The 24898-nt window shown below is 36.6% G+C and carries 14 protein-coding genes; 8 read left to right on the top strand and 6 right to left on the bottom strand.

All coding sequences use genetic code 11. From position 1 onward, the window contains the following. Positions 1–1637 precede the first annotated feature (1637 nt). The gene (locus F6K06_RS17915; protein WP_124144036.1) at positions 1638–2075 is read left to right on the top strand and encodes a helix-turn-helix domain-containing protein; all 438 of its coding nucleotides are present in this window, start codon (positions 1638–1640) and stop codon (positions 2073–2075) included. Between the two features lie 474 nt (positions 2076–2549). Here the strand turns inward: F6K06_RS17915 and F6K06_RS17910 are convergent, their stop codons facing one another. From F6K06_RS17910 to F6K06_RS17885, 6 genes are all read right to left on the bottom strand, one after another. Then, a complete protein-coding gene (locus F6K06_RS17910) occupies positions 2550–4331 on the bottom strand; it encodes an ABC transporter substrate-binding protein (protein ID WP_287242470.1) in 1782 nt (593 codons plus the stop codon). Between the two features lie 831 nt (positions 4332–5162). Continuing rightward, the gene (locus F6K06_RS17905) at positions 5163–7310 is read right to left on the bottom strand and encodes a response regulator (protein ID WP_287242467.1); all 2148 of its coding nucleotides are present in this window, start codon (positions 7308–7310) and stop codon (positions 5163–5165) included. A gap of 72 nt (positions 7311–7382) precedes the next feature. Further along, the gene (locus tag F6K06_RS17900; protein ID WP_287242465.1) at positions 7383–8573 is read right to left on the bottom strand and encodes a cache domain-containing protein; all 1191 of its coding nucleotides are present in this window, start codon (positions 8571–8573) and stop codon (positions 7383–7385) included. A 571-nt stretch (positions 8574–9144) separates the two neighbouring features. Then, entirely contained in the window at positions 9145–12525 is a 3381-nt protein-coding gene (locus F6K06_RS17895; protein WP_287308858.1) for a response regulator, read from the bottom strand. 700 nt (positions 12526–13225) lie between these two features. Continuing rightward, positions 13226–16627 carry a response regulator gene (locus F6K06_RS17890; protein WP_287242460.1) on the bottom strand — a complete coding sequence of 1134 codons (3402 nt, stop codon included), beginning with the start codon at positions 16625–16627 and terminating at the stop codon, positions 13226–13228. Positions 16628–16657: 30 nt separating this feature from the next. Then, positions 16658–17998 carry an RNA-guided endonuclease TnpB family protein gene (locus tag F6K06_RS17885; protein ID WP_287242457.1) on the bottom strand — a complete coding sequence of 447 codons (1341 nt, stop codon included), beginning with the start codon at positions 17996–17998 and terminating at the stop codon, positions 16658–16660. A 520-nt stretch (positions 17999–18518) separates the two neighbouring features. On the opposite strand from F6K06_RS17885, the gene F6K06_RS17880 reads away from it, so the two are divergent. The 7 genes from F6K06_RS17880 (at position 18519) to F6K06_RS17850 (ending at position 24834) form a co-directional block, all read left to right on the top strand. Then, positions 18519–18620 (top strand): helix-turn-helix domain-containing protein, encoded by a 102-nt coding sequence (locus tag F6K06_RS17880; protein ID WP_287242454.1) that lies wholly within the window; start codon positions 18519–18521, stop codon positions 18618–18620. A 71-nt stretch (positions 18621–18691) separates the two neighbouring features. Then, positions 18692–19069, top strand: a complete 378-nt coding sequence (locus tag F6K06_RS17875) for a hypothetical protein (RefSeq protein ID WP_287242452.1) — start codon at positions 18692–18694, stop codon at positions 19067–19069. A 149-nt stretch (positions 19070–19218) separates the two neighbouring features. Further along, positions 19219–19614 carry a transposase gene (locus tag F6K06_RS17870; RefSeq protein ID WP_287242448.1) on the top strand — a complete coding sequence of 132 codons (396 nt, stop codon included), beginning with the start codon at positions 19219–19221 and terminating at the stop codon, positions 19612–19614. Further along, the gene (locus F6K06_RS17865; protein ID WP_287242523.1) at positions 19592–19795 is read left to right on the top strand and encodes a zinc ribbon domain-containing protein; all 204 of its coding nucleotides are present in this window, start codon (positions 19592–19594) and stop codon (positions 19793–19795) included. The genes F6K06_RS17870 and F6K06_RS17865 overlap by 23 nt, the downstream gene beginning before the upstream one ends. Before the next feature lie 443 nt (positions 19796–20238). Continuing rightward, positions 20239–22332: an NAD(P)H-quinone oxidoreductase subunit 5 gene (locus tag F6K06_RS17860; RefSeq protein WP_287242447.1), complete on the top strand. Its 2094-nt coding sequence runs from the start codon at positions 20239–20241 to the stop codon at positions 22330–22332. 285 nt (positions 22333–22617) lie between these two features. Further along, positions 22618–24198, top strand: coding sequence for an NAD(P)H-quinone oxidoreductase subunit 4 (locus tag F6K06_RS17855; protein WP_287242441.1), 1581 nt, complete (start codon positions 22618–22620; stop codon positions 24196–24198). A 495-nt stretch (positions 24199–24693) separates the two neighbouring features. Then, on the top strand, positions 24694–24834 hold the full coding sequence (locus tag F6K06_RS17850; protein WP_287308859.1) for a hypothetical protein: 141 nt from the start codon (positions 24694–24696) through the stop codon (positions 24832–24834). Positions 24835–24898 lie beyond the last annotated feature (64 nt).

The raw sequence follows: 24898 nt of genomic DNA, 5'->3' as shown, positions 1-24898 counted from the left end.
CTTTCATTATTTGGACTCTGAACTACTGTGCCACATTTACATGGAAATCTGCTGTAATTTAATATTTGGAGAAGGCAAAGAAGTTAGAAATGTTTATTAGATTAGATATCTCCGAAAAAAATATAATGATGATATTTTAAACTTGAAAAACTAAGAAGGAGCAAGAAAAAAGGGAAAAGAGAAAGATGATAAAATAGTGTTTTTATCAATATTAATTAGGACTTACGCAGTAAAACGTATTTTCGTCATTGCGACCGACAGGGTTTGCGGAGCAGTCCAGAACAGATAGCAATCTCAAGTCCTAGTTTTTCGTAACTCATGCGTAAGTCCTGAATATATAGATATAGCGTTTCTCAAATTGCTGAGGTAGAGTTCTTTTTCTTGTTTTCTATTCTCTGTTGCCCGTATCGTTAACGATAGTTGTGTGCAAACTAACCGCTGTTTTGTGCTTCGCAGAGCTTCCTCTAATATCAAATCTGCTGATTTCGGTAAAAAAAAGGGCGTTGCTGAATGGTAATGATTTTGAGATTAACTTTGGGCGCAAAACATCAGTTTTTCAATTTTACCTTCAGCTAATAGACATCTCCAAGAATCAAAAATCAATATCTATATCCCAAAGAAATTATCAATTCTTTACCCTTACAGCAAAGCTGCCCACTCCCTACTCCCTATGGGTGGAGTAGATGTCTAATTATCATTACATTTAAGCAACGCCAAAAAAAGTTCCATCTGAGCACCATTGCCAAATCTTTCTCGATCTCTCCATTTCCTCACCTTCCCCACACTCTTTATATCATGTTCGCACTTTATCGTTTGTGTAAACCCAAGCGTGAATATCTACAGAAAATTTAATTAAGTTTTTTCGGACTTTTAAGTCTTCTGTTCTAGATAACTAAAGCCTTCTTCCTTTATTAAGTAAATTGAAAATTTTAGGTAGAGACAGAATATAACAATAGGCAATTCATAAAATAGAAGCACTGCCAATAACAAATCAGTTTTGGTAAAATACCTGGCTGTTATTATCTTAAATTTGCGTCGTAATTGAAAAATAACTTCAGAATTAGAAGAGCAAGACAGAAAATTAATTACTCACTAACCGCTACTTCCAGCAGATAAAATTACTTCATAAAACTAGCGTAATCGATCCATATTCTCAACAGGGATCAGATTTTATATACTCAACTAAATTTGTATATCAAATGCTTAAAATTCTATTTTAATCATAATTTGAGTTGAATATTATCAAGATTTTGTAAAGATTTTCATAAAAAAAGTAAAGATTTCGTGAAGTTAAAAAATTATCTGAATTAAGTCTTTTATATATTTACACAGATATTATAAAATGATATAGTATATGTAGATAAGTAACTAAACCGTAAACAATACAACTGCAAAGTTAATAAAATCAACAGATATTTCTAACATTAAGTGTTAGTCCGTAAATTAAAAATTACGGTTAAACTGCTCAAAAAGGTTTACTACCTTAACTAAGAAATCATCTCAAGTTGTAACGGTCGATTTAAACTTTACAGGGTCATCTATTTCTGGGATAGCAATTGCGTTGAGCAGAACAGAGTTCTATTGCTTCCCAGAGTCGAGCTACTAATATTTATTACTCCCTGATAAAGTAGAAAAAGATGCCTAAAAAAGCCTATCTAAAATCTCACCTGAGTGAAATAGAAATCAAAACACGTTATCTCCAAACTAGAGATAGAGTAGAATCTCGGCGCTGGCACCTTTTGTGGTTAGTGTCTCAAAAGTGGACGATTAAAGAAGCAGCTAAAGCTTTGGGTCTTAACTATGATTATGCTAAAGATATAGTAAAAAATTACAATCAACAAGGACCAAATGCCATTTTGAATCGACGGAAAACCAGGAAATTTTATCCTTCTCATGCTTTACTGACACTAGAACAACAAGAACAATTACGCATAGCACTCAAAAATCCACCCACAGACCAAGAAACCTGGACTGGACCGAAAGTGGCAGAATGGATTGCGAAGACTATTGGACGCGATCGCGTTTCTCCCCAACGTGGATGGGAATATATGAAACGATGTAGTTCCAATTCTTAAATTTCCTGAATACACCAACGTTTAATCTTTTTACTCTATTACATAGTAGTGGCGTGTGACAGCTCAATTAATGATGCCGTCACACATTACTATATAGATAGTGCGTTATTTCATGTCCGTTTAATAGCGGTTCTTAGGTGCTAGATCATAGGTGTAAATTCAAGATAGAACACTGGAAACGGAGCATAAATTTTGGATATTCCTTTCTTTTCGCGCATCAATTTTGAGGAAAAATCATCTGAAGGAGTGTTGAATTTTTTGTATTATTTCTCCCCACATCTTCCCTCTTACCTCCTGACTCCTTGCTTTTTGTATTATTTCTCCCCACATCTTCCCTCTTACCTCCTGTCTCCTGTCTCCTGTTTCCTGTCTCCTGTCTCCTGTCTCCTGTCTCCTGACTCCTTGCTAAATTTATGAAGATACGATCAGGAGTTCTATATAATGTCTGTTTAATAGCGTTCAGGAAAAACTTTCTTATCCTCTTCCTTCTTCTTCCCTCCTGACTCCTGACTCCTGACTCCTGACTCCTTCATCAGCAACTTTCAATTCATCAATATTCCAAAAAGCTCCACCAATAGCAGAAAATTTTAAATTATCTACACGATCGCGAACTGCTTGCAATGAAAGAGGATTTACTAAAAAAAATATAGGTAACTGTTCCGCAACAATTTGCTGAAACTGACCGTAAATTTCTCGACGTTCATTCTCATCTACCGTCTGATATCCAGCAGTAAATAAACGGTCAATTTCTTGCTCCCAATTAGAAACTTGCCAATTTTGCATTAGTGTTTCCCCAGGTTTAGCACCAAGGTTAAATTGATGAAATGAACCATTACTTAACCAAAATAAAGAGAGTAAATTTGGCTCAAAATCTGCACCAGGAACACCAAAAGCTCCGACATAACATTCCCAATCTCTACGAAGTAATAGCTTTTCTAAAACAGTGTTGAAATTGAGTACCTGTAAATTAGCTTTAATCCCAATTTTACTTAAATCTTCTTTGACTTGAACTGCTGTATCTATCCTGAGTTTTTCTTCAGATTTTACTAAAATTGTAAATTCTACTCGGTTACCATCCTTGTCTAATAATTCATTTGCATTATTATATTGAAAACCAGCATCTAACAATAAATTTCTAGCTTTTTCAAGATTATAATTATAAACCTTTAATCCTGCTTCTGGAGATAAATAATAAGGACTTTGTACCCCCAGAGCAGAATGTTGTATTGCTCCTAAACCTCGATAAATATTATTATTTATCTGTTGACGGTCAATAGCATAAGCAACTGCTTGACGAAACGCCAAATTATTAAACCAACCAGACTTAATAGGATTTAAAAAAGGTTTACCTTCCGAATTTTTAGCTTGATTAAGATTAAAACCAACAAACTGATAGCCAAATTGAGGACCACCATTATAAATCTGATATTTTCCTCGTTTTTCTTCTCGTTTCAGCAATTGAAATGCCTCGGCATTTACTCGTAGAGTATCTAGTTCCCCAGAACGAAATCTGAGCAATTGATTATCGGTTGAAGGAATAATTTGGATAACAATTTCATCGAGATAAGGCAGTGAATTACCCATGGCATCAGAACGCCAGTAAAAAGGATTTTTTTGTAAAATAATTCTTTGAGAAGGTATATAACCAGCAAGTTTAAATGCGCCATTACTAATGATTTTTTGTGGCTCTGTGTTTGTATTCCAGGTTGATAAAAATAGGGGTTTACCATCAGCATCAATTGATAAAATAGTATCTTGCAAAACATGAGCTGGTAAAATTTTTAATCTTTCTATATATCTGAGAAATGGGGCAAATGGTTCGGGTAAGATAAATTCAACTCTTTGTCTATCTAGTTTTTTTACATAGGGAAAAGCACCATTACTACCAATTCTTAAAAAGTCTCTGTAAACAGTAGGAATTTTTTGATTTAGATAAATATCTTGATAGGTAAAGACAACATCATCAGCAGTTAGAGGTTCACCATCAGACCATTTTAATCCTGAGCGTAATGTAAAGATAATTCGTCTTTTATCTTCAGACAAAACCCAAGATTTTGCTAATGCTGGTTGTAACTCTCCAGTTAGACCATTTTCTGATAGTAATCCTTCGTAAATAAACTTAAAAATTCCGTATGGAGAACGAGATATTGGATAGTTAAAAGTAGGTGGCGCACTAGGCAGAACTAAAACTAATTTTGAATTATTATTAATCTGTGAATTTAATAATATTGGGCGACAACCACTTATTAAAATCAATAAACAACATAATAAAAATCCAATTGAAAAATGTAGGAATCGAAAAATCATAAACTTAGGAATAATAAAATTAATTTTTTTGAACTTTCTTAGCTTTTGTTTGTAGTTGGGCTTGAGCTCTTACAATACTTATATTAAATACGTTATCCCAAATCTCACGCATTATTGCTACATCTCCTTGATAGTAGGGAGTAGGGAGTAGGGAGTAGGGTGAAAATAGATAAGATATCTTGGTTTAATGCCGATAATCGTTATAAACATTACTAAACGATTATTATTACTTAATAACTGAAGTTCATCGGAAGTATAGCATTATTTTTGGTAATTGGTATTAATATTTGCTACCAAAAATTGATAGGGAGACGGGAAGATTCGTAAGTAGCACAATTTTTTGTATTTCATATAAGTATTGTTGCTCAAGCAAAACTACGAAGTCCTATTATAAATCTTCTACTTTCCTACTCCCTACTTTCAAGAATATGTAGGAAAAATGGGTGATATTTGATATTTTACCATTTAAAAAAAAAAGAACGTTATGAATAATATCAAATCCGTTTGATCGGACAAAAAAAATATTCAATCGTCATAACTACGCTCATCTTTGTGATTCTCTCTAATCCTGACTCCTGACTCCTGACTCCTAGAGACTTAACCATTCTATAACTGTTTAACCGGATTTGATATAATTTGGATGATTATGGGGATATACCGTTGACGAAAAATATAAGTTCCGACCTAAAAAACAATATCGAAGCCATTTATTCTGACTCCTGACTCCTGACTCCTAATAAATAGTCTACCTATTTGTAGCAAATATTTATCAAACTGATATTACTTCTGAGTAAATGCCCAAGCTCCATCCCAGTTTTTCGGCACACCAGTTGCTGTTAACTCCTCAATTCTTTCTAGATAAAGTTGAGATGTTTGGTCTGAAGAATTAACTGCTAATACTTTCTCAAAATAATTCTTAGCACCAACCAAATCTCCCAAACGATAATACTCTACAGCTATTTCAAAATCTGCCTGAGTTCTTAATTTTAATTCTCGAACATAATCTACTTCTCCATCAAGCACCTCATAAACATTAATTGGTTCATCTCTACCCTTAACAGATGCTCTATCTAGAAATCTAATTTGATATTTTTGAGGATATTTTAAACTCTTAAAAGCTGACTCAGAAATTAATAAAGAAACTCCATAATACTTAGTCAAACCTTCTAAACGTGAAGTCAAATTCACATTATGAGAAAGTGCATCTCCTGACATTCGAGTTTCCTCTCCAATGATGCCAACCATCATATGACCCCAATGAATACCAATGCCGATTTTCATCGGTAACAAACCCATCGCTTTTAGAGTCTGATTATATTTCTGTAATGTCTTAAGTTGAGAAATAGCTGACTGTATAGCATCATCAGCGCCTTCAGGAAATACAGCCATAATACCATCTCCCATAAACTTAATAATTAAACCATTGTAAGCGCGAATTTCTGGACAAACTTGTTGTAAGTAACCATTTACAAAAGCAAAAGTTTCTTGAGAAGTCATTTTTTCAGATATACTCGTAAAAGAACGAATATCAGAAAAGAATATAGCCATTTTTTTACTCACCCGATCGCCTAAATTGACATCAAGAATATTTTCTTTTGATAGCAATTTTACATATTCGTGGGGGACAAAACGTCCGTAAGCATTAGTGATTTTTGATAATTGAAGATGGGTTTTAATCCGAGTTAATAATTCATCTTTAGCAAAGGGTTTAGTCAAATAATCATTGGCACCAAATCGGAAACCCATAACTAAATCAGCTACTCTATTTTTAGCAGTTAACATCAAGATGGGCAAACTTTGAGCAGGATATTTTTCCCGAACTTTAGCGCAGACTTCATAACCAGACATATTAGGCATCATTACATCTAGTAAAATCATGTCAATATTCGTTTCTTTCTCCAAAACTGCCAAAGCTTCTTTTCCGTTTAATGCTTGAGTAACTTGATAGTTATTAGCTTTGAGGTGGTTATTCAAAACTTGAATATTTATAGGTTCATCATCGACAATCAAAATATGAAAGTTACTATTGTAAATATTAGTATCAAGAGGAGTTATTTCTTCAATTTCTACTTGCTCTTCAATATAATGAATACTTTTTATTGAAGCATTCAAGGTTTCTTCTACAGTTTCTTGAGAAATTGGTAAGGTAAAACTAAAGCGAGAACCAATATCCACTTCAGACTCAACCCAAATCTGACCGCCATGAAGTTCAACTAATTGTTTTGTGACTGCTAACCCTAAACCTGTGCCGCCGTACTTTCTTGCTGTAGAACCTTCACCTTGCTCAAAAGATTCAAAGATGCGGTCTAATTTATCATTAGAAATACCAATACCAGTATCAGAGATAGCGATTACCAGTCTTTCCCATTCAAGGCAAGAGCGATCGCTATTTTGAGATTTTGTAGTAAGATCGCTAACTAATGCAGCTGACATTTCAATTACCCCAGATTCAGTAAATTTGATAGCATTGCCAATTAAATTATAAAAAATTTGTTGCAAACGATTTTCATCAGCATAAACTGGAGGTAAATTTTTGGGAACACTGTTGATTAATTCCAGGTTTTTCCTTTTTAATGAAACTTGGCTTAAAGCTACCACTACTTCCACCACTCCACGCACATCAACTGGTTTAATTTGCAGTTCTAATTTATGATGTCTGAGCTTAGAAAAGTCAAGAATATCGTTCACAAGATTAGATAAACGACGAGCGCTAAAAACTATCATACTTAAGTTGGAAGTAGCCATCGGGTTTAACTCTCCAGTGCCACCTTCCAAGATAAATTCACCAAGACCAATAATCCCATTAAGTGGGGTTCGGAGTTCGTGGGAGGTGTTAGCTAAAAATTCGTCTTTGAGGCGGTCTAGTTGTTTGAGTTGTTCATTTTGTGTTTCTAAAGTTTCAAAATAATTTTTAAGTTGAGCTGCCATGAGATTAAAAGAGTTGGCAAGTTCGCCTACTTCATCACGACGGTGAATATTGAGTTGATTTTCCCATTTGCCTTAAGCAATTTCTTTAGCCGCAGAATTAAGTTGTAAAATAGGTTGGGAAATCCAGTTAGTGGTGACTATTCCTATTAAGATAGCTACAATCAGAGCAGCAAGACTGAATAAAATTGTGTTCTTGGTGTTGGTGTTAATTTTTTCCATGAAGTCATTTTCGGGAACAACTACTACTACTAACCAATCAATAACTTTACCATCCCTAACTGGCATTATGCTAGCATAATACCACTCTCCATCAATCGGAAAATTTATTTGTTTGCTACCCTCAATTTCATCAAAATTACCGAACTCTTTTTGTAAGTGTTTGGCCGTGGAACTTACTGTAATGCTATCACTATCAATAGCTTGTAAGCGTTTAATTTTTTTCTTTTTACCAAATTCAATAGTGAGGAATGGTTGGGAAATCTGAGAGCTAACAACTAAATCTCCCGATCGCTCCATAATAAAACTTTGTCCATTGGGACTAATATTTAAGTTTTTGAGAAATTCTGTAATCCTGGTCAAGCTGGTCTGATTTGCTAAAACCCCGATTAACTGGCCAGTAGAATTAAAAATGGGTCTGACAGCGGATATATCCAAAGATGTATTAGCACGAGAGAAAGCTGCATAAATAGAACTCCATGTGGGTTGACCAAGTTTCTTTGCCACTTGATACCAGGGGCGAATCCTGGGGTCATACTCTTTTACTTTCACAAACTCTTCCGCATTACCCCGAGAATCTAACCGATAAATTTCACGAACTGGTTCAGTAGCTATAGTACGAATCCGGAAGACAATTTCACCATTATCAGGATTAAGTTCAACACCAATAAATTCTCCCTGCTCATTACCGAAAAAAAGGTCACTTTCCAAATCCCCTTCTTTAATAATTTGCCAAAAATAGGCTCGCATTGCCTGAAAATTGTCAACATCTAAATTGTCACTTTCAATTGCATCATTAGTTACTCTTAGCACCTGATAAGACTTGTTGAGATAACTTAAAACGTGCTGTTCAATACGAGAACTAATTTCTTTAGTTAACTGGTTTGCAAGAGTATCGACAGTTTGGCGTCCATTAGTAAAAGAAAAATATCCTACTAATCCCACAGCACTAACAATTTGCAGAATAAAAGGGACAATTAGAACAGTTTTAAGAGGAAATTTACTAAACATTTTGCCTAGTGTGAGAGATAGAGGTTTAAATACCATAAAAGCTTTAGGTTTATTTTTAATATATCTCTGAACTTGAATTTGGTCATGCCAATTTAAAAAAAAGAATGTTACAAATTATAGGGAATAGGCAACAATTAATAATTAATAATTATTGCTCTACCGAGCTAATCTAGGGTTTGCTGAATAAAGTTTTTTGGTAGGAGTAGGAGACAGGAGATAGGAGTAAGAATTGTCCCTCAATTTTTCTGTCCTTAGTTAGCATAAAAGCCAGGGGGGATAGCAAAAAAATCACGATCAACAATTGTTCCGGGTATCTTTTCTATAATCCCTCGTTTCTCTTAACTAGGGCTTGCGCTCATAAAGCTAAAAGTCAGGTAGCTTAGGGTAATTGAGCTTTTTATATTCAATTTATCTCCTAAGTTATTGGCTCTTATTGGCATCAATTTACTGAATTTTTCTGCTGAAATTCAAGAAAATTTCTTCGCATAAAATGGCGAAACCATTGTCTGTTCCCCCATCTCCGCGTCTCCCCCTCTCCGTGTCTCCCCCTCTCCCCCTCTCCCACTCTCCGTGTCCTCAATAACCCACTCCCCACTCCCTACTCCCTTTACTTGTGAGTAAATGCCCAAACCCCATCCCAGTTTTTGGGCACACCAGTTACAGTTAATTTATCAATTCTTTCTAGATAAAGTTGAGCTGTTTTATCTGAAGAATTAACGGCTAATACTTTCTCAAAATAATCTTTAGCAGTAACAAAATCTCCTAACCGATAAAACTCTACACCCAATGCAAAATCTGCTTGAGTTTTTAATTTTAATTCTCGTACATAATCAATTTCTCCATCTAGAACTTCATAAACATTAATAGCTTTATGTCTACCTTTGACAGATGCACGGTCTAAAAATCTAATTTGATATTTTTCTGGATCTTTCAAACCCTGAAAAACTGATTCAGAAATTAATAAAGAAACTCCGTAATATTTAGTTAAACTTTCCAAACGAGCTGTCAAATTCACATTATCAGAAAGTGCATCTCCTGACATCCGACCTTTCTCCCCAACTATACCTACCATCATGTGACCCCAATGAATACCTATACCAATTTTAATTGGGGGAAAATCTTCTGCTTTTAGGGTCTGATTATATTCTTGTAATTTCTTAAGTTGAGCAATAGCAGTTTCAACGGCATCATCAGCGCTATCCGGGAATACTGCCATAATCCCATCTCCCATAAACTTAATAATCAAACCATTGCGATCGCGAATTTCTGGACAAACCTGTTGTAAATAACCATTCACAAAAGCAAAAGTTTCTTGAGAAGTCATCTGCTCAGATATAGTTGTAAAAGAGCGAATATCAGAAAAGAAAATTGCCATTTCTTTACTTACTCTGTCTCCTAATTTAACATTGATAATACTTTCTTTTGAGAGTAACTTCACATATTCGTGAGGAACAAAACGCTCATAAGAATTAGTAATTTTTGATAATTGAATATGAGTTTTAATCCGAGTTAATAACTCATCTTTAGCAAAAGGTTTAGTTAAATAATCATTTGCACCAAATTGGAAACCCATAACCAAATCAGCCACTTGATTTTTAGCAGTTAACATTAAAATGGGCAAATTCTCCGCAGGATATGTTTCTCTAATTTTAGCGCAGACTTCATAACCAGACATATTTGGCATCATTACGTCTAACAAAATTAGGTCAAAATTCTGATGTTTGGCTACAGCATCTAAAGCTTCTTTTCCATTTAATGCTTGAGTAATTTGATATTTATTGGCCGTCAAATGGTTAGTTAGAACTTGCACATTTATCGGTTCATCATCAACAACTAAAATATGGAAATCACCATCTGCTAAATGATTTTCATAGGGTTCGATGTTTGGGGATGTTTCTACGATATCATTAACTCTAGAAACAGAAATATTCAGAGGATCGGCGACATATTTTTCGGAAATGGGTAGAGTAAAACTAAAACTAGAACCGACACCAAATTGAGACTGTACCCAAATTTTACCCCCATGAAGTTCAACTAATTGCTTGGTGACAGCTAACCCTAAACCTGTACCACCGTATTTTCTAGCTGTGGAACCTTCTCCTTGTTCAAAATATTTAAAAATGCTTTCTAATTTATCACTGGGAATACCAATACCAGTATCAGAAACAGTAATTATCATTTCCTGAAATGCTTGGGAGTTATAATTATTGGTAATTAGTGCTGCTGAGATTTCAACTTTACCAGAGTCAGTAAACTTGAGTGCATTGCCAATTAGGTTGTAGAGAATTTGTTGTAAACGGTTTTCATCAGCACTAACGGGAGGTAAATTTTTGGGGATAGCATTGATTAACTGTAGATTTTTATTTTTGCTGATCAATAGATTTAAGGTGACTACTGTTTCTACAACCACAAAAACATCAACTGCTTTAATCTGTAATTCTAGTCTATTGTATCTAATTTGGGAAAAGTCAAGAATGTCATTAACTAGAGTAGAAAGACGACGAGCGCTAGATACAATCATAGTTAAGTTGGAAGTGATGGTTGTATTAATATTTTGGGTTGGTTCTCCTAGAAGAAATTCACCAATACCAATAATGCCATTCAGTGGGGTGCGGAGTTCATGGGAAGTGTTGGCTAAAAATTCGTCTTTGATGCGGTCTAATTTTTTCAGTTCTTGGTTTTTTGCTTCTAGGGTTTCAAAGGAGTTTTTGAGTTGTGTTGCCATCCGGTTAAATGACTGAGCAAGTTCTCCTACTTCATCCCCACGATCAATATCCAGTTGATTTTCCCATTTGCCTTCCGCAATTTTTTTCGCAGCAGAATTAACTTGTAATATTGGTCTAGTAATCCAGTATGCAGTAAATATCCCAACTAAGATAGCGATAATTAGAGCCGTAATACTCAATAAAATAGTAGTTCTGGTATTGGCATCTATTTTTTCCATAAAGTCACTTTCGGGAACCACAACCACCACTAACCAATCAATACCCCGTCCGTCTTTAACTGGGATAACGCTAGCATAGTACCACTTTTTATTAATAAGAAAACTAAATTGTTTGCTGCGATTAACTTTTTCTAAACTACCAAACATTTTTTCTAGGTGAGTTGCCGTAGCACTGACTACAACATTATTGCTGTCAAAAGCGTGCAAGCGTTCTATGTTTCGTTCCCCATTAATTTTAGTAATTACAAAAGGTTCAATATCTTCGGAACTAGCAATTAGATTTCCAGAGTGCTCCATGATAAAGCTTTTGCCATTAGGACTAATCTTTAAGTTGTTGAGAAATTGAGTCATCTCCGTTAAGCGAGTTTCATTACCCAAAACTCCAATTAAATTATCGTCAGAATCAAAAATAGGTTTAACCGCAGCTATATCTAAAGATGTGTTTTTGTCAGAAAAGCTAGGATAAATAGAACTCCATGTAGGTTCACCTATTTTTTCTGCTGCCCGATACCAGGGGCGAATGTGAGGATCATACTTTCTAATTTTCAATAATTTGCTGATATTAGCACGCTCATCTAACAGATAAGTTTCTCGTAATGGTTGAGTAGCTGTAGTCAGAATTCTCAAGACAATATCTCCACTTTCAGGATTAATGTCAACGTTGATAAACTCTCCCTCTTCGTTACTAAAAAAAAGGTCGGTTTCCCACTCCTGATCTTTGACAATTTGCCAAAAGTAGAGCCGTATTGCACCAAAGTCGTAGAGATCAAAGTTGCCACTGGTAATAGCATCATTGGTTATTCTTAGAACTTGATGGGATTTGTCTAGATAATCTAGAACGTGCTGCTGAATACGAGTGCTAATTTCCAAAGTTAACTTACTCGCCAAAGTCTCAACAGATTGGCGTCCATTAGTAAAAGAAAAATATCCCACTAATCCCACAGCAGTAACAATTTGTAGAATAAAAGGGACAATGAGGACAGTTTTTAGAGGAAATCGACTAAACATTTTGCCTAGTGTGAGAGATAGAGGTCTAAATAACATAAAAGCTTTAGGTTTATTTCTAATATATCTCTGAACTTGAATTTGGTTGCTAATTTAAAAAAAAGAATGTTACAAATTATAGGGAACAATTAATAATTAATAATTAATTATTAATTATTAGGGCTTACTGATTAAAATTCAAAGCATTTATAGATAAAGGTTTTAGCTTTTTTAAGTATCAAAAAATGCGAGGTTTTAAGTGGTAATATCATGTTCCCCTTGCAGGGGAGCTGCGCTAACGGATAATCAGTTATAAAAAAAATTTATCCCTTTCAACCTTTTCTTCCCTTCTGCCTTCTGCCTTCTGCCTTCCTTCCTCCAAAGTGTAAGTATTCAACCGAACATTATATAATGGTTCAAAAATGAGCGGATTTTGGTCAAGATTTGGGCAGAAAAATCATTCTGACAAAACTTAGCTCCTACCTCCTCGCATTCCCCTAACTCCTGTCTTCTGTTTCCTGTATCCTGTCTCCTACCCCTACTAAAAGACTTTCCATACGCAAACCCTAATTAGGGCTTGCTGATTAAATCTCAAAGCATTTATAGATAAAAGTTTTAGCCTTTTTATATCTGGAAAAAATACCTAGCTTTCAACTCTTTATGCTCAAAAAGGTGCGCATTTTGGGCAGGAGGGTAGCCCAAAAATTATTTCCCTACTCCCCCGCTCCCCCTACTCCCTACTCCCTACTCCCTACTCCCTTTACTTCTGAGTAAATGCCCAAACCCCATCCCAGTTTTTGGGCACACCAGTTACAGTTAATTTATCAATTCTTTCTAGATAAAGTTGAGCTGTTTTATCTGAATAATTAACGGCTAATACTTTCTCAAAATAATATTTGGCAGTAACAAAATCTCCTAAACGATAAAACTCTATACCCAATGCAAAATCTGCTTGAGTTTTTAATTTTAATTCTCGTACATAATCAATTTCTCCATCTAGAACTTCATAAACATTAATAGCTTTATGTCTACCTTTTACAGATGCACGGTCTAAAAATCTAATTTGATATTTTTCTGTATCTTTCAAACCCTGAAAAGCTGATTCAGAAATTAATAAAGAAACTCCGTAATATTTAGTTAAACTTTCCAAACGAGCTGTCAAATTCACATGATCGGAAAGTGCATCTCCTGACATTCGATTTGGCTCTCCCACAATACCAACCATGATAAAACCTACATGGATGCCAATTCCTACCTGAATTGGGGGTAAACCTTCTGCTTGTTGAATCTGATTATATTCTTGTAATTTCCGAAGTTTACCAATAGCAGCTTGCACAGCATCATCAGTGCCATCAGGAAATACTGCCATAATGCCATCTCCCATAAACTTAATAATTAAACCATTCCGGTCGCGAATTTCTGGGGAAACTTCTTGTAAATAACCATTGACAAAAGCAAAAGTTTCTTGAGGTGTCATGTTTTCAGATATAGTAGTGAAAGAGCGAATATCAGAAAATAAAATTGCCATTTCCTTACTCACACGATCCCCTAATTTCACATCAAGAATATTTTCTTTTGATAGTAATTTTACATATTCGTGAGGGACAAAACGTTCATAGGAATTAGTAATTTTTGATAATTGAATGTGAGTTTTAATCCGAGCTAATAATTCATCTTTAGCAAAAGGTTTAGTTAGATAATCATTAGCACCAAATTGGAAACCCATAACTAAATCGGCGACTTGATTTTTAGCAGTTAACATTAGAATCGGTAAACTTTGGGCAGGATATTTTTCCCTAATTTTAGCGCAGACTTCATAACCAGATATCTGAGGCATCATCACATCTAGCAAAATCAGATCGATATTCTGATTAGTATCTAAAGCAGCTAAAGCTTCTTTTCCATTTAATGCTTGAGTAACTTGATAGTTATTGGCTTTTAAGTAGTTACTTAAAACTTGAATATTTATAGGTTCATCATCAACAATTAAAATTTGAAAGTTACTATTAGCAATATCAGTCTTAAGAGGAGTAATTTCTTGAGGTTTTTCTACTAGATCTACAAAATAACGAATACTATTAACGGTGGAAATAATAGGGGTTTCTCCTACAGATTCTTGTGAAATTGGTAAGGTAAAGTAAAATCGGGAACCAACACCAACTTCAGACTCCACCCAGATATGACCACCATGGAGTTCGACTAATTGTTTCGTGACTGCTAACCCTAAACCTGTACCCCCATATTTTCTAGCTGTGGAACCTTCTGCTTGTTCAAAAGAGTTAAAGATGCGGTCTAGTCGATCGCCAGGAATACCGATACCAGTATCCGAGACGGCGATCGTCAGTTGTGGAGATGGTTCTATATTTTGACTGGAGTATTCTGGGGCTAGAATTTGCTGATGGGGGTTTCTAGAATTGCGACTAATTACTTCTGCCCAAATTTCGACTTGACCAGACTCCGTAAATTTAATAGCATTGCCAATTAAGTTATAGAGAATTTGTTGTAAACGATTTTCATCAGCACGGACGGGGGGTAAGTCTTTAGGAATGTTATTAACTAACTGTAGATGTTTATTTTTGCTGACCACAAATTTATTTAAGCTAACTACTGTCTCTACTACCCCATAAATATTAATAGCTCTAATTTGTAATTCTAATGTATGGTGTCTGATTTTAGAGAAGTCAAGAATATCGTTGACAAGATTAGATAGACGACGAGCACTAGAAACTATCATGCTTAAGTTAGATCTAGTAAGTGAATTTAGCTGGGATTTATCTCCTTCTAAAAGAAATTCGCCAATACCAATAATCCCATTAAGTGGGGTACGGAGTTCGTGAGAGGTGTTAGCTAAAAATTCGTCTTTGAGGCGGTCTAGTTGTTTGAGTTGTTCATTTTTTGCCTCTAAGGTTTCAAAGGAATTTTTGAGTTGGTTAGCCATCAGATTAAAAGAGTTGGCGAGTTCACCTACTTCGTCACGACGATGAATATTGAGGGTGTTTTCCCATTGACCTTCAGCAATTTTTTTCGCAGCAGAATTAATTTGTAAAATCGGTTGAGTAACCCAGTGAGTAGTGACTATTCCTACCAATATAGCTATAGTCAAAGCACCAAAACTTAATAAAATAGTAGTCTTGGTGTTGGCGTTGATTTGTGCCATGAAGTCATTTTCAGGAACGACCACAACCACTAACCAATCAATACCTTTACCATCTTTAATTGGCATGACTCTGGTATAGTACCAAGCTCCATCAATTAGAAATTTAAGTTGTTGATCGCTATTAATTTTTTTTAAATCACCAAAATGTTGTTGCAGTTGCTCGACAGTTGCACTTATTGTGGGGTTATTACTTTCGATCGCAGGTAGACGTTGGATCTTGCGCTTTTTGTCCTCTTCAGTAATAATAAATGGTGTCTGAATTTGAGAACTAACTACTAAATCTCCCGACCGCTCCATAATAAAACTCTGTCCACTAGCGCTGATATATAAGTTACTCAGGAAATTTGTGACCTGCACGAGGGTTGTTTTATTTGAAAGAACTCCCACAAACTGCCCACTTGAGTTGAAAATAGGTCTGACTGCTGATATGTCTAAGGAGGCATTTTCACGGGAAAAGGAGGCAAAAATTGGACTCCAGGTTGGTTCACCTAACTGCTTTGCTGCTTTATACCATTGGCGATCGCGAGGATCGTAAGCTTTTCCTTTTAAATATTCGCTGATGTTACCCTCATTATTAAGTAAGTAAGTTTCCCGAATAGGTTGAGTTGCGATGTTACGAATTTTAAAAAGAATATCTCCATCTTCTAAACGTTCAACCCCGATAAATTCTCCTTCTTCATTGCCCAAGAAAACATAATCCTCTAAATCTTTTTCTTTTACCACTTGCCAAAAGTAAAGTCTCAGACCAGCAAAATCATCAACATCCAAATTTTCACTTTCTATGGCATAATTGGTTACTCTTAAAACTTGATGAGATTTATTTAGATATCCTAAAACGTGCTGTTCAATACCACTGCTAATTTTTTGGGTTAACTGGTTAGCAAGGTTATCAACGGTTTGTCGCCCATTGATCAAAGAAAAATATCCCACTAATCCCACAGCACCAAAGATTTGTAGAACAAAAGGGACAATGAGGACTGTTTTCAGGGGAAATTTGCTAAACATTTTGCCCAGGTTAAAGGATAGAAGTGTGAACTACCCAATGCTATAGCTATTGCTATAGGATAGGTTTCCATCTTCGCTGGGAATAGCATCTAACAAAACTGATGTTTTGCCAGGTGACTTACATTCCCTCAGATTGGCAGTAGAGCTAATTCCTAACTCCTGTTTTGAGTGCATTTGACATTTGTCGTGCAACGGCAAATTACGCACTCGCAATATCCGCAAGGCTTCATTTTTGATATTGATTGCAGCATTAATTTCTCTATTATGGGTTGTATGACAATGCTCGCAAGTCCAATTTTTCACATTCAGAGACAAACTACCAACTTGATTTAAACAAATATTACAAGTTTGTGAATAAGGCAAAAAACGATCGACTTCTATATAAATTCTTCCCTCTCTTTCTGCCTTATAACTAAGCATTGTTTCAAACATTCCCCAAGCACAATCACCAATAGATGCAGCTAAATTATGGTATGCACTACCAGGTGCGTCTTTCACCGACGCCGGGTCACACCGCTTTTTTATAGCCAGATTTTCTACTGCAATTACTTGGTTTTCGTTTACTATCTTAAGGCAGCGCGTTGCGGGGGTTCCCCCCGTTGTAGCGACTGCCGCGCGGGATAGCTTGTGTAGAAAATCTTCGCGGCATCTAGCTATTTTACCCTGTAATCTAGCTATTTTTATGCGTGCTTTATTTCGTGTATTGCTTCCTTTTTGTTTACGAGCTAATTTCTGCTGCTTCCGTTTGAGATTAAGAGTATATTTAGCAATATTCTTAGGATTTTGATATTTTGAACCATCTGATGTTATACAAAAATGAGTTAATCCTAAATCAATTCCTATTGCTTTTCCTTCTGCTAGTTTTTCAGGATTCACTAGATCATCTTCAACTAAAACAGAAACAAAATATTTACCATCTGGATTCACAGAAACAGTTACAGTCTTGATTTCCCCTGAAAAATCTCTATGGCGACGATAATAAACTAATCCAATTTTAGGTAGTTTGATATAGTTATCCTGAAATTCTACATTTTGAGGATAAGTAATAGATTGTCTACCTTTTTTAGACTTAAATTTTGGTAACTTCGCCTGTCTATCAAAGAAGTTTTTGTAAGCTGTAGACAAGTTTAATGCTACTACTTGGAGACACTGAGAATAAGTATCTGTTTTTAGCCATTCATGCTCTTTTTTAAGTTGAGGAAGCATTTTTTGAATAGCAGCTCTACTGAGACTTTTTCCAGTGTTTTTGTAGGTTTCATGGCATAAATTTAGTGAATAGTTCCAAAACCATCTACAACAACCAAAGCTCTTTGCTAAAGCCAATTGCTGTTCTGATGTTGGATATATTCTATACTTATATGCCTGATACATTTATCACTTATCTATAACAATGATAAAATTTTAGCATATATTTTTATGTACCTACAACTATAGCGCTACGCAAATACGCTGTTGACATTCCTCTGTTCACTATTCCCACCAAAGTTTAAAGTTTATTGTCAAATGCCAAAAGACGTAGTGCTATATATTGATTGTGATTAATACCAACACCAAGACTCCACTATGATGGGGGACTTATCACAACATCAAGTTATATCATGTCCGCTTGAATACTTATACTTTGGTGGAAGGAAGGCAGAGGGCAGCGGGAGCTCCTATGCTGTTTGCGTAGCATTCCGTAGGAAAGGGTTTCTTTCAATTGAAACTTAATTCTATACACGCTCCGATGCTACTGGACATGATATTAAAAGTAATATGTTTAATCCAACTTGATACGGTCTCGGGGTCTCCCGTTATCATCTGCGATTTAACGGCAGGGGAATTGCCGAGAGCAAATTAAAAAAGTATCGATTGATGTTCAAATATAGCACTAAAGAGTAGTATAAAAATTATGATAATTACTCATTGCTACAAAATTCAGCCTACTCCTGAACAGTCAGTCAAAATTGATTATTGGCTAGAACTGTTGCGGAGGCATTACAATTATGCGTGATAGTCAAAGACTAGACTGGTTAAATAGAACTAGATGTCCAGTTGACCGTTGTTCATTAATTTCATGCCCTATTGGCGAGATTTCCAGTAGACCAGATTATTATTTCCAGCAATCAGCACTCTTACAGACAAAACAGTTATTTCCTGACTACAAAGAAATATCCATACGAAGTTCAACAAATTAACCTACAAAGACTAGATAAAGCTTGGAAACGTTGGCTAATACCTGGTAAAGCTGGTAAACGTGGAGGACGACCTAGATTTAAAAAATCAGGAAAGTTACGGTCATTCTGTTTTAGTAGAGTTAATCATCCTAAAGCAGCAATAAAATTTGATGGAAAACAAATAATTAGTACGAGGTTTGGTGCTATTCGAGTGATAGTCCATAGACCTATACCAGATGAGTTTACGATCAAAACTGCAACTATAACCAAAAAAGCGAGTGCGTAATTCTGGGGAAACCCCAGAATGTAAGACGCACTCAAGACGCTGATGGTTATTATGTAAGTTTCAGTTTAGAAGATAAGTCAGTTCCTAGTTTAATTTATACAGAAAATATCAAAACTGCTGTAGGTATTGATGTAGGGTTAAAATAGTTTTTGACTACTAATACTGGTGAGACTGTTTCTGTTCCTAATTTTTATAGAAAATCTCAATCTAATTTAGCAAGAAAGCAAAGAAAAATAGCTAGAAAAGAAATTGGGTCAAACAACTGGAGGGTAGCACAAAATAGAATAGCTAGATTACATCAACATATTGCTAGACAAAGAGAAGATTTCCATTACAAAACTGCTCATAAATTAGTTAAAGAATATGATTTAATTGCTGTAGAAGACCTGAATATTAAAGGTTTAGCTAAAAACACTAAACTCTCAAAATCAATTTATGATGTAGCCTGGGGTACTTTTATTGAAAAATTGAATGCAGTAGCGGCAGTTCGCGGTGTTCATGTAATAAAAGTTAACCCTCACAATACATCACACTCATTGCAGTAATTGTGGCCAAAAAGTACCTAAAACTTTATCAGTTAGAACTCATTCTTGCCCTAAATGTCAAACAGTTTTGGATCGGGACGAGAATGCAGCAATTAACATATTAAATAAAGCGTTAAACGAGGTGGGTATCATCTTGTATGCTTGTGGAAGCTATGAGATTAATCAGCCTGTGTTCGCGTAGCGTTGCGCCAGCACTCGCAAGAAACTTCTTTGTTTGAGAAGCTCCCGTTATAATCTTTGATTTAACGGGAGAGAACTTCACAATTAAACACTAGCTTTCACAGGTAGAATGGCTTAAGCAATTATACTGAAAAAAAAATTAAAATTTCCACTTTGTATAGACTACTAATTAAAGTCTTGAATGAGGAAATTGTGTGAATATTCATCAAAATCAAATTCATGGTCAGTTTTTTTGACTTTCCTCAAAAAAAGTGCTATTTAAAAGATTTCCAAAATTTAACTCTACAGTATATAACCTTTTGACTATTTAATTTTGACTTTTGACTTTTATACCTGGATAACCATTAAAAAAATTGATCTTTAGTTTTGATCCCAGGAAAGTCTGTGTAAGAATGCTTATTAGTTTTGTCTACTTAATTAAGAATTATAAAGTAACCATAAACTATGGAAGCACTTTATCAATATGCCTGGCTGATTCCACTATTGCCCCTACTTGGAGCAATGGTAGTCGGCCTGGGACTAATATCCTATAGTCAAGCCACAAGTAATTTGCGACGGGGATCTGCAATATTCATTGTCTCCCTGTTAGGAACTGCAATGGTTCTCTCCTTTGGCATCCTCTGGAGTCAAATTAATGGCCATGAAACCTATACTCAAATGTTTGAGTGGGCAGCAGCAGGTGACTTTAAACTCAGTATGGGCTATACCATCGACCATCTGACTGCCCTAATGTTAGTCATTGTAACTACTGTTGCCTTTTTGGTAATGGTCTATACAGATGGTTACATGGCTCACGACGCAGGTTATGTACGCTTTTATGCCTATCTGAGCTTATTTAGCTCCTCAATGTTAGGTCTAGTGGTCTCTCCAAACCTGGTCCAGGTCTATATCTTTTGGGAACTCGTGGGTGTATCTTCCTACCTACTAATAGGTTTCTGGTACGACCGGAAAGCAGCAGCAGATGCTTGTCAAAAAGCTTTCGTTACCAACCGCGTCGGTGACTTTGGTCTGCTACTAGGGATGCTCGGAATTTACTGGGCGACTGGTAGCTTTGAATTTGAGGTAATGGGCGTTCGCCTAGAACAACTGGTAGAAACAGGCGCTCTGAGTGCTGGTTTAGCTACTCTGTTTGGTGTTTTAGTCTTTTTAGGACCTGCGGCCAAGTCGGCTCAATTCCCATTGCACGTCTGGCTACCAGATGCCATGGAAGGTCCTACACCAATTTCTGCTTTAATCCATGCTGCGACAATGGTAGCTGCTGGAGTTTTCCTAGTTGCGCGGATGTATCCAGTATTTGAACATCTGCCAATAGTAATGAACATTATTGCTTGGACAGGAGCTTTCACGGCTTTTCTAGGAGCAACGATCGCCATTACTCAAAATGACATTAAAAAAGGTCTTGCCTATTCCACTATTTCCCAATTGGGATATATGGTCATGGCAATGGGTGTGGGAGCTTATAGCGCCGGACTATTTCACCTAATGACCCACGCTTATTTCAAAGCCATGTTGTTTTTGTGTTCCGGTTCAGTTATTCATGGTATGGAAGCTGTTGTCGGTCATAACCCAGTTTTGGCGCAAGATATGCGGTTAATGGGTGGACTGCGGAAATATATGCCTGTTACCTCTGCTTGCTTTTTAATTGGTACTCTGGCAATTTGTGGTATCCCTCCTTTTGCTGGTTTTTGGTCAAAGGATGAAATTCTGGGTAGTGCTTTTGGAGCAAACCCCGCTTTATGGTTGATCGGTTGGGCAACTGCTGGAATGACTGCTTTTTATATGTTCCGGATGTATTTCTCCACTTTTGAGGGAGAGTTCCGGGGTAATGATGAGCAGATTAAACAGCAATTAATGGCTGCAAACTCTACAGGTGACAAGGTTGAGATGACCCCAGCAGTAGCTTTCGGACCTGGTGCCATGGACCCGAAAGAATTAGAACACGGCCATGATGACCATGACCACGACCACGACCACGGTCATCATAGTGACTCTCCCCATGAGTCTCCTATTAGCATGACTTTACCGTTGATGGTTTTAGCGATTCCTTCAATGATTATTGGTTTGTTAGGAACGCCTTTTGCTAATTATTTTGAGCAGTTTATTTATGCACCAGGAGAATCTTTGGCACAGGTGCTAGAGGAACTAGCGGAGTTTGACCTGACTGAATTTTTGATTATGGCAGGTAACTCTGTTGGTATCGCTTTAATTGGCATTACTTTTGCTTCACTGATGTACTTGAGTCGTAAAATTGACCCTAGTGCGATCGCTGAAAAAATCAAACCTCTTTACAATTTCTCTCTCAACAAGTGGTATCTAGACGACCTCAATGACTTTCTATTTGTTAAAGGTAGTCGTCGTCTAGCACGTCAAGTTTTGGAAGTAGACTACAAAGTAGTTGATGGAGCTGTTAATTTAACAGGTTTTATTACACTTCTGACTGGAGAAGGTTTGAAATATTTAGAAAATGGTCGCGCTCAGTTTTATGCCCTCATTGTATTTGTAGCGGTGTTGGGTTTGGTTGTTTTCTCTGGAGTTTAGAGGGAACAGGGAACAGGCAGTGCTGTTTCACCCTCGATAGACACGGAGAAGCGGGGATGGAGGCTTTTAATTTACGATTAAAAGTTGGCTTTCCACCCAAAGAAGTAGAAATGCCCATAACTGTCTCCCCGTCAGGCTTTGAGAGAAACGCAAAAAATTAGAATGAAACAGCCCTGAAGGAACAGGGAACAGAAAATTAAGAATTGCGAGTAGTATTTTTTCTTCTTCCTTCTTCCTTCTTACTTCTTCCTTCTTCAAACATTTTAAAAGTGAGATTTGATATTTATGGCTAATTTTCCTTGGTTAACTATAATCATCCTATTTCCAGTAGTTGCATCGTTGCTAATTCCGATTATTCCGGATAAAGACGGCAAAACAGTACGGTGGTACGCCCTAATTGTTGGATTAATTGATTTTACTATTATCACTACTGCCTTCTGTACTGGATATGACACGAGTAACCCAGACCTCCAACTGGTAGAAAGTTATGCTTGGGTGCCACAATTAGACTTAAATTGGTCAGTGGGAGCTGATGGTTTATCCATGCCATTAATTATCCTGACTGGTTTCATCACAACTCTGGCAATTATGGCAGCGTGGCCTGTAACTTTTAAGCCAAAGCTGTTTTATTTCTTGATGTTGTTAATGTACGGCGGTCAGATAGCTGTGTTTGCTGTGCAGGATATGTTGCTATTTTTCCTAGTTTGGGAATTAGAGTTAGTACCAGTTTACCTAATTCTTTCCATCTGGGGTGGTAAAAAGCGGTTGTATGCAGCAACTAAGTTTATTCTTTATACCGCAGGTGGTTCGCTATTTATTTTGATAGCAGCGTTAACCATGGCGTTTTATGGCGATACTGTTACCTTTGATATGAGTGCGGTCGCTGCGAAAGATTACGCTCTGAATCTACAACTATGGTTATATGGAGCGTTTTTGATTGCTTATGCTGTAAAGTTGCCAATTTTCCCATTACATACCTGGTTGCCTGATGCTCACGGGGAAGCAACTGCACCTGCTCATATGTTGCTGGCAGGAATTCTGTTAAAAATGGGTGGTTATGCACTGTTGCGGATGAATGCAGGAATGTTACCTGATGCTCATGCAGTGTTTGCTCCTATATTGGTAATTTTGGGGGTTGTGAATATTGTCTATGCCGCTTTGACTTCCTTTGCTCAACGAAATTTGAAGCGGAAAATTGCTTATTCTTCAATTTCTCACATGGGTTTTGTGTTGATTGGTATGGCTTCATTTACCAATATTGGTATGAGTGGAGCTGTACTACAAATGATTTCCCACGGTTTGATCGGGGCGAGTTTATTCTTCTTAGTGGGAGCTACTTATGACCGTACCCATACTTTAATATTGGATGAAATGGGTGGTGTCGGTCAAAAGATGAAGAAAGTGTTCGCGATGTGGACGACTTGTTCGATGGCTTCTTTAGCATTACCTGGAATGAGTGGATTTGTGGCAGAGGTGATGATATTTATTGGTTTTGCCACCAGTGATGCTTATAATCCAACTTTCAAGGTGTTGGTAATATTCTTGGCTGCAGTGGGAGTGATTTTGACTCCAATTTATCTGTTGTCAATGTTGCGGGAGATTTTATACGGTCCTGAGAATAAGGAGTTGGTAGAACATGAAGTTCTCAAGGATGCCGAACCCCGTGAGGTGTTTATTATCGGTTGTTTGTTGGTGCCAATTATTGGTATTGGTTTGTATCCCAAGATTGTGACTCAGATTTATGATGCGACGACAGTACAGTTGACAGCGCGGTTGCGAGATGCTGTACCAACGTTGATTGAATCTGGGGAGGTGGCATTGAAGAGTGAGTCTGAGTTGTTGATGCGTGCGCCTGCGATTAAATAGTGCGGCCATCTTGGTCACCTGTAGTTCAGTAGGGTGCGTTAATGAAATGTAACGCACCGCTTGTCCCAAATAAATGTTTCGCTCAGTTACGCTTTCCTACGGAATGCTGCGCAAACGCTAACACACCCTACTGGGGAAGTGGCATTGAAGAATGAGTCTGAGTTGTTGATGCGTGCGCCTGCGATTAAATAGTGCGAGGTATTTGAATAATTTAGAATCCTGATAAAAGCCCAGTAGTTCGGTTAGCCGTTCTATTGGGTATTTTGTTTGCGTCTCTCAGTCAAATTGTGTATTGCCATCATCAAAATTAGATAAACAGGACTTACGGAAATTCACCTTGAAAACGCCATATGTAGGAGCGTTAGTGGCAGCTCTGCGTTAGCAAATGGTATTCGCCCTCACTTGATTTAATGTCCATGCGTAATATCATGTCCGGTAGCATCGTTTGTGTATAATTGAAGAGGAGAAAAATAATTCCCTGGAGCGATCGCCATTATGCCAAGACGCTTAAGTATCCAAGAACACCTAAGTATAGATGAACTAGAAAGAAACTACCGAGCTACCTATGATCTCAAATCCGGTAGCATCGGAGTAATTAAACCTGAATTTTCGGCCACCAATGGTACTGGGTTATAGCCTTGATTGCAAATTGCTGTGTTAAAAGAACTTGACAACGCTCAAACAGAATTTCTTCTAACTC

The sequence above is a fragment of the Okeania sp. SIO1H4 genome, assembly GCF_010672695.1.
Taxonomy (GTDB): Bacteria; Cyanobacteriota; Cyanobacteriia; order Cyanobacteriales; family Microcoleaceae; genus Okeania; species Okeania hirsuta.
This window is presented reverse-complemented; position numbering and strand designations above follow the sequence as displayed.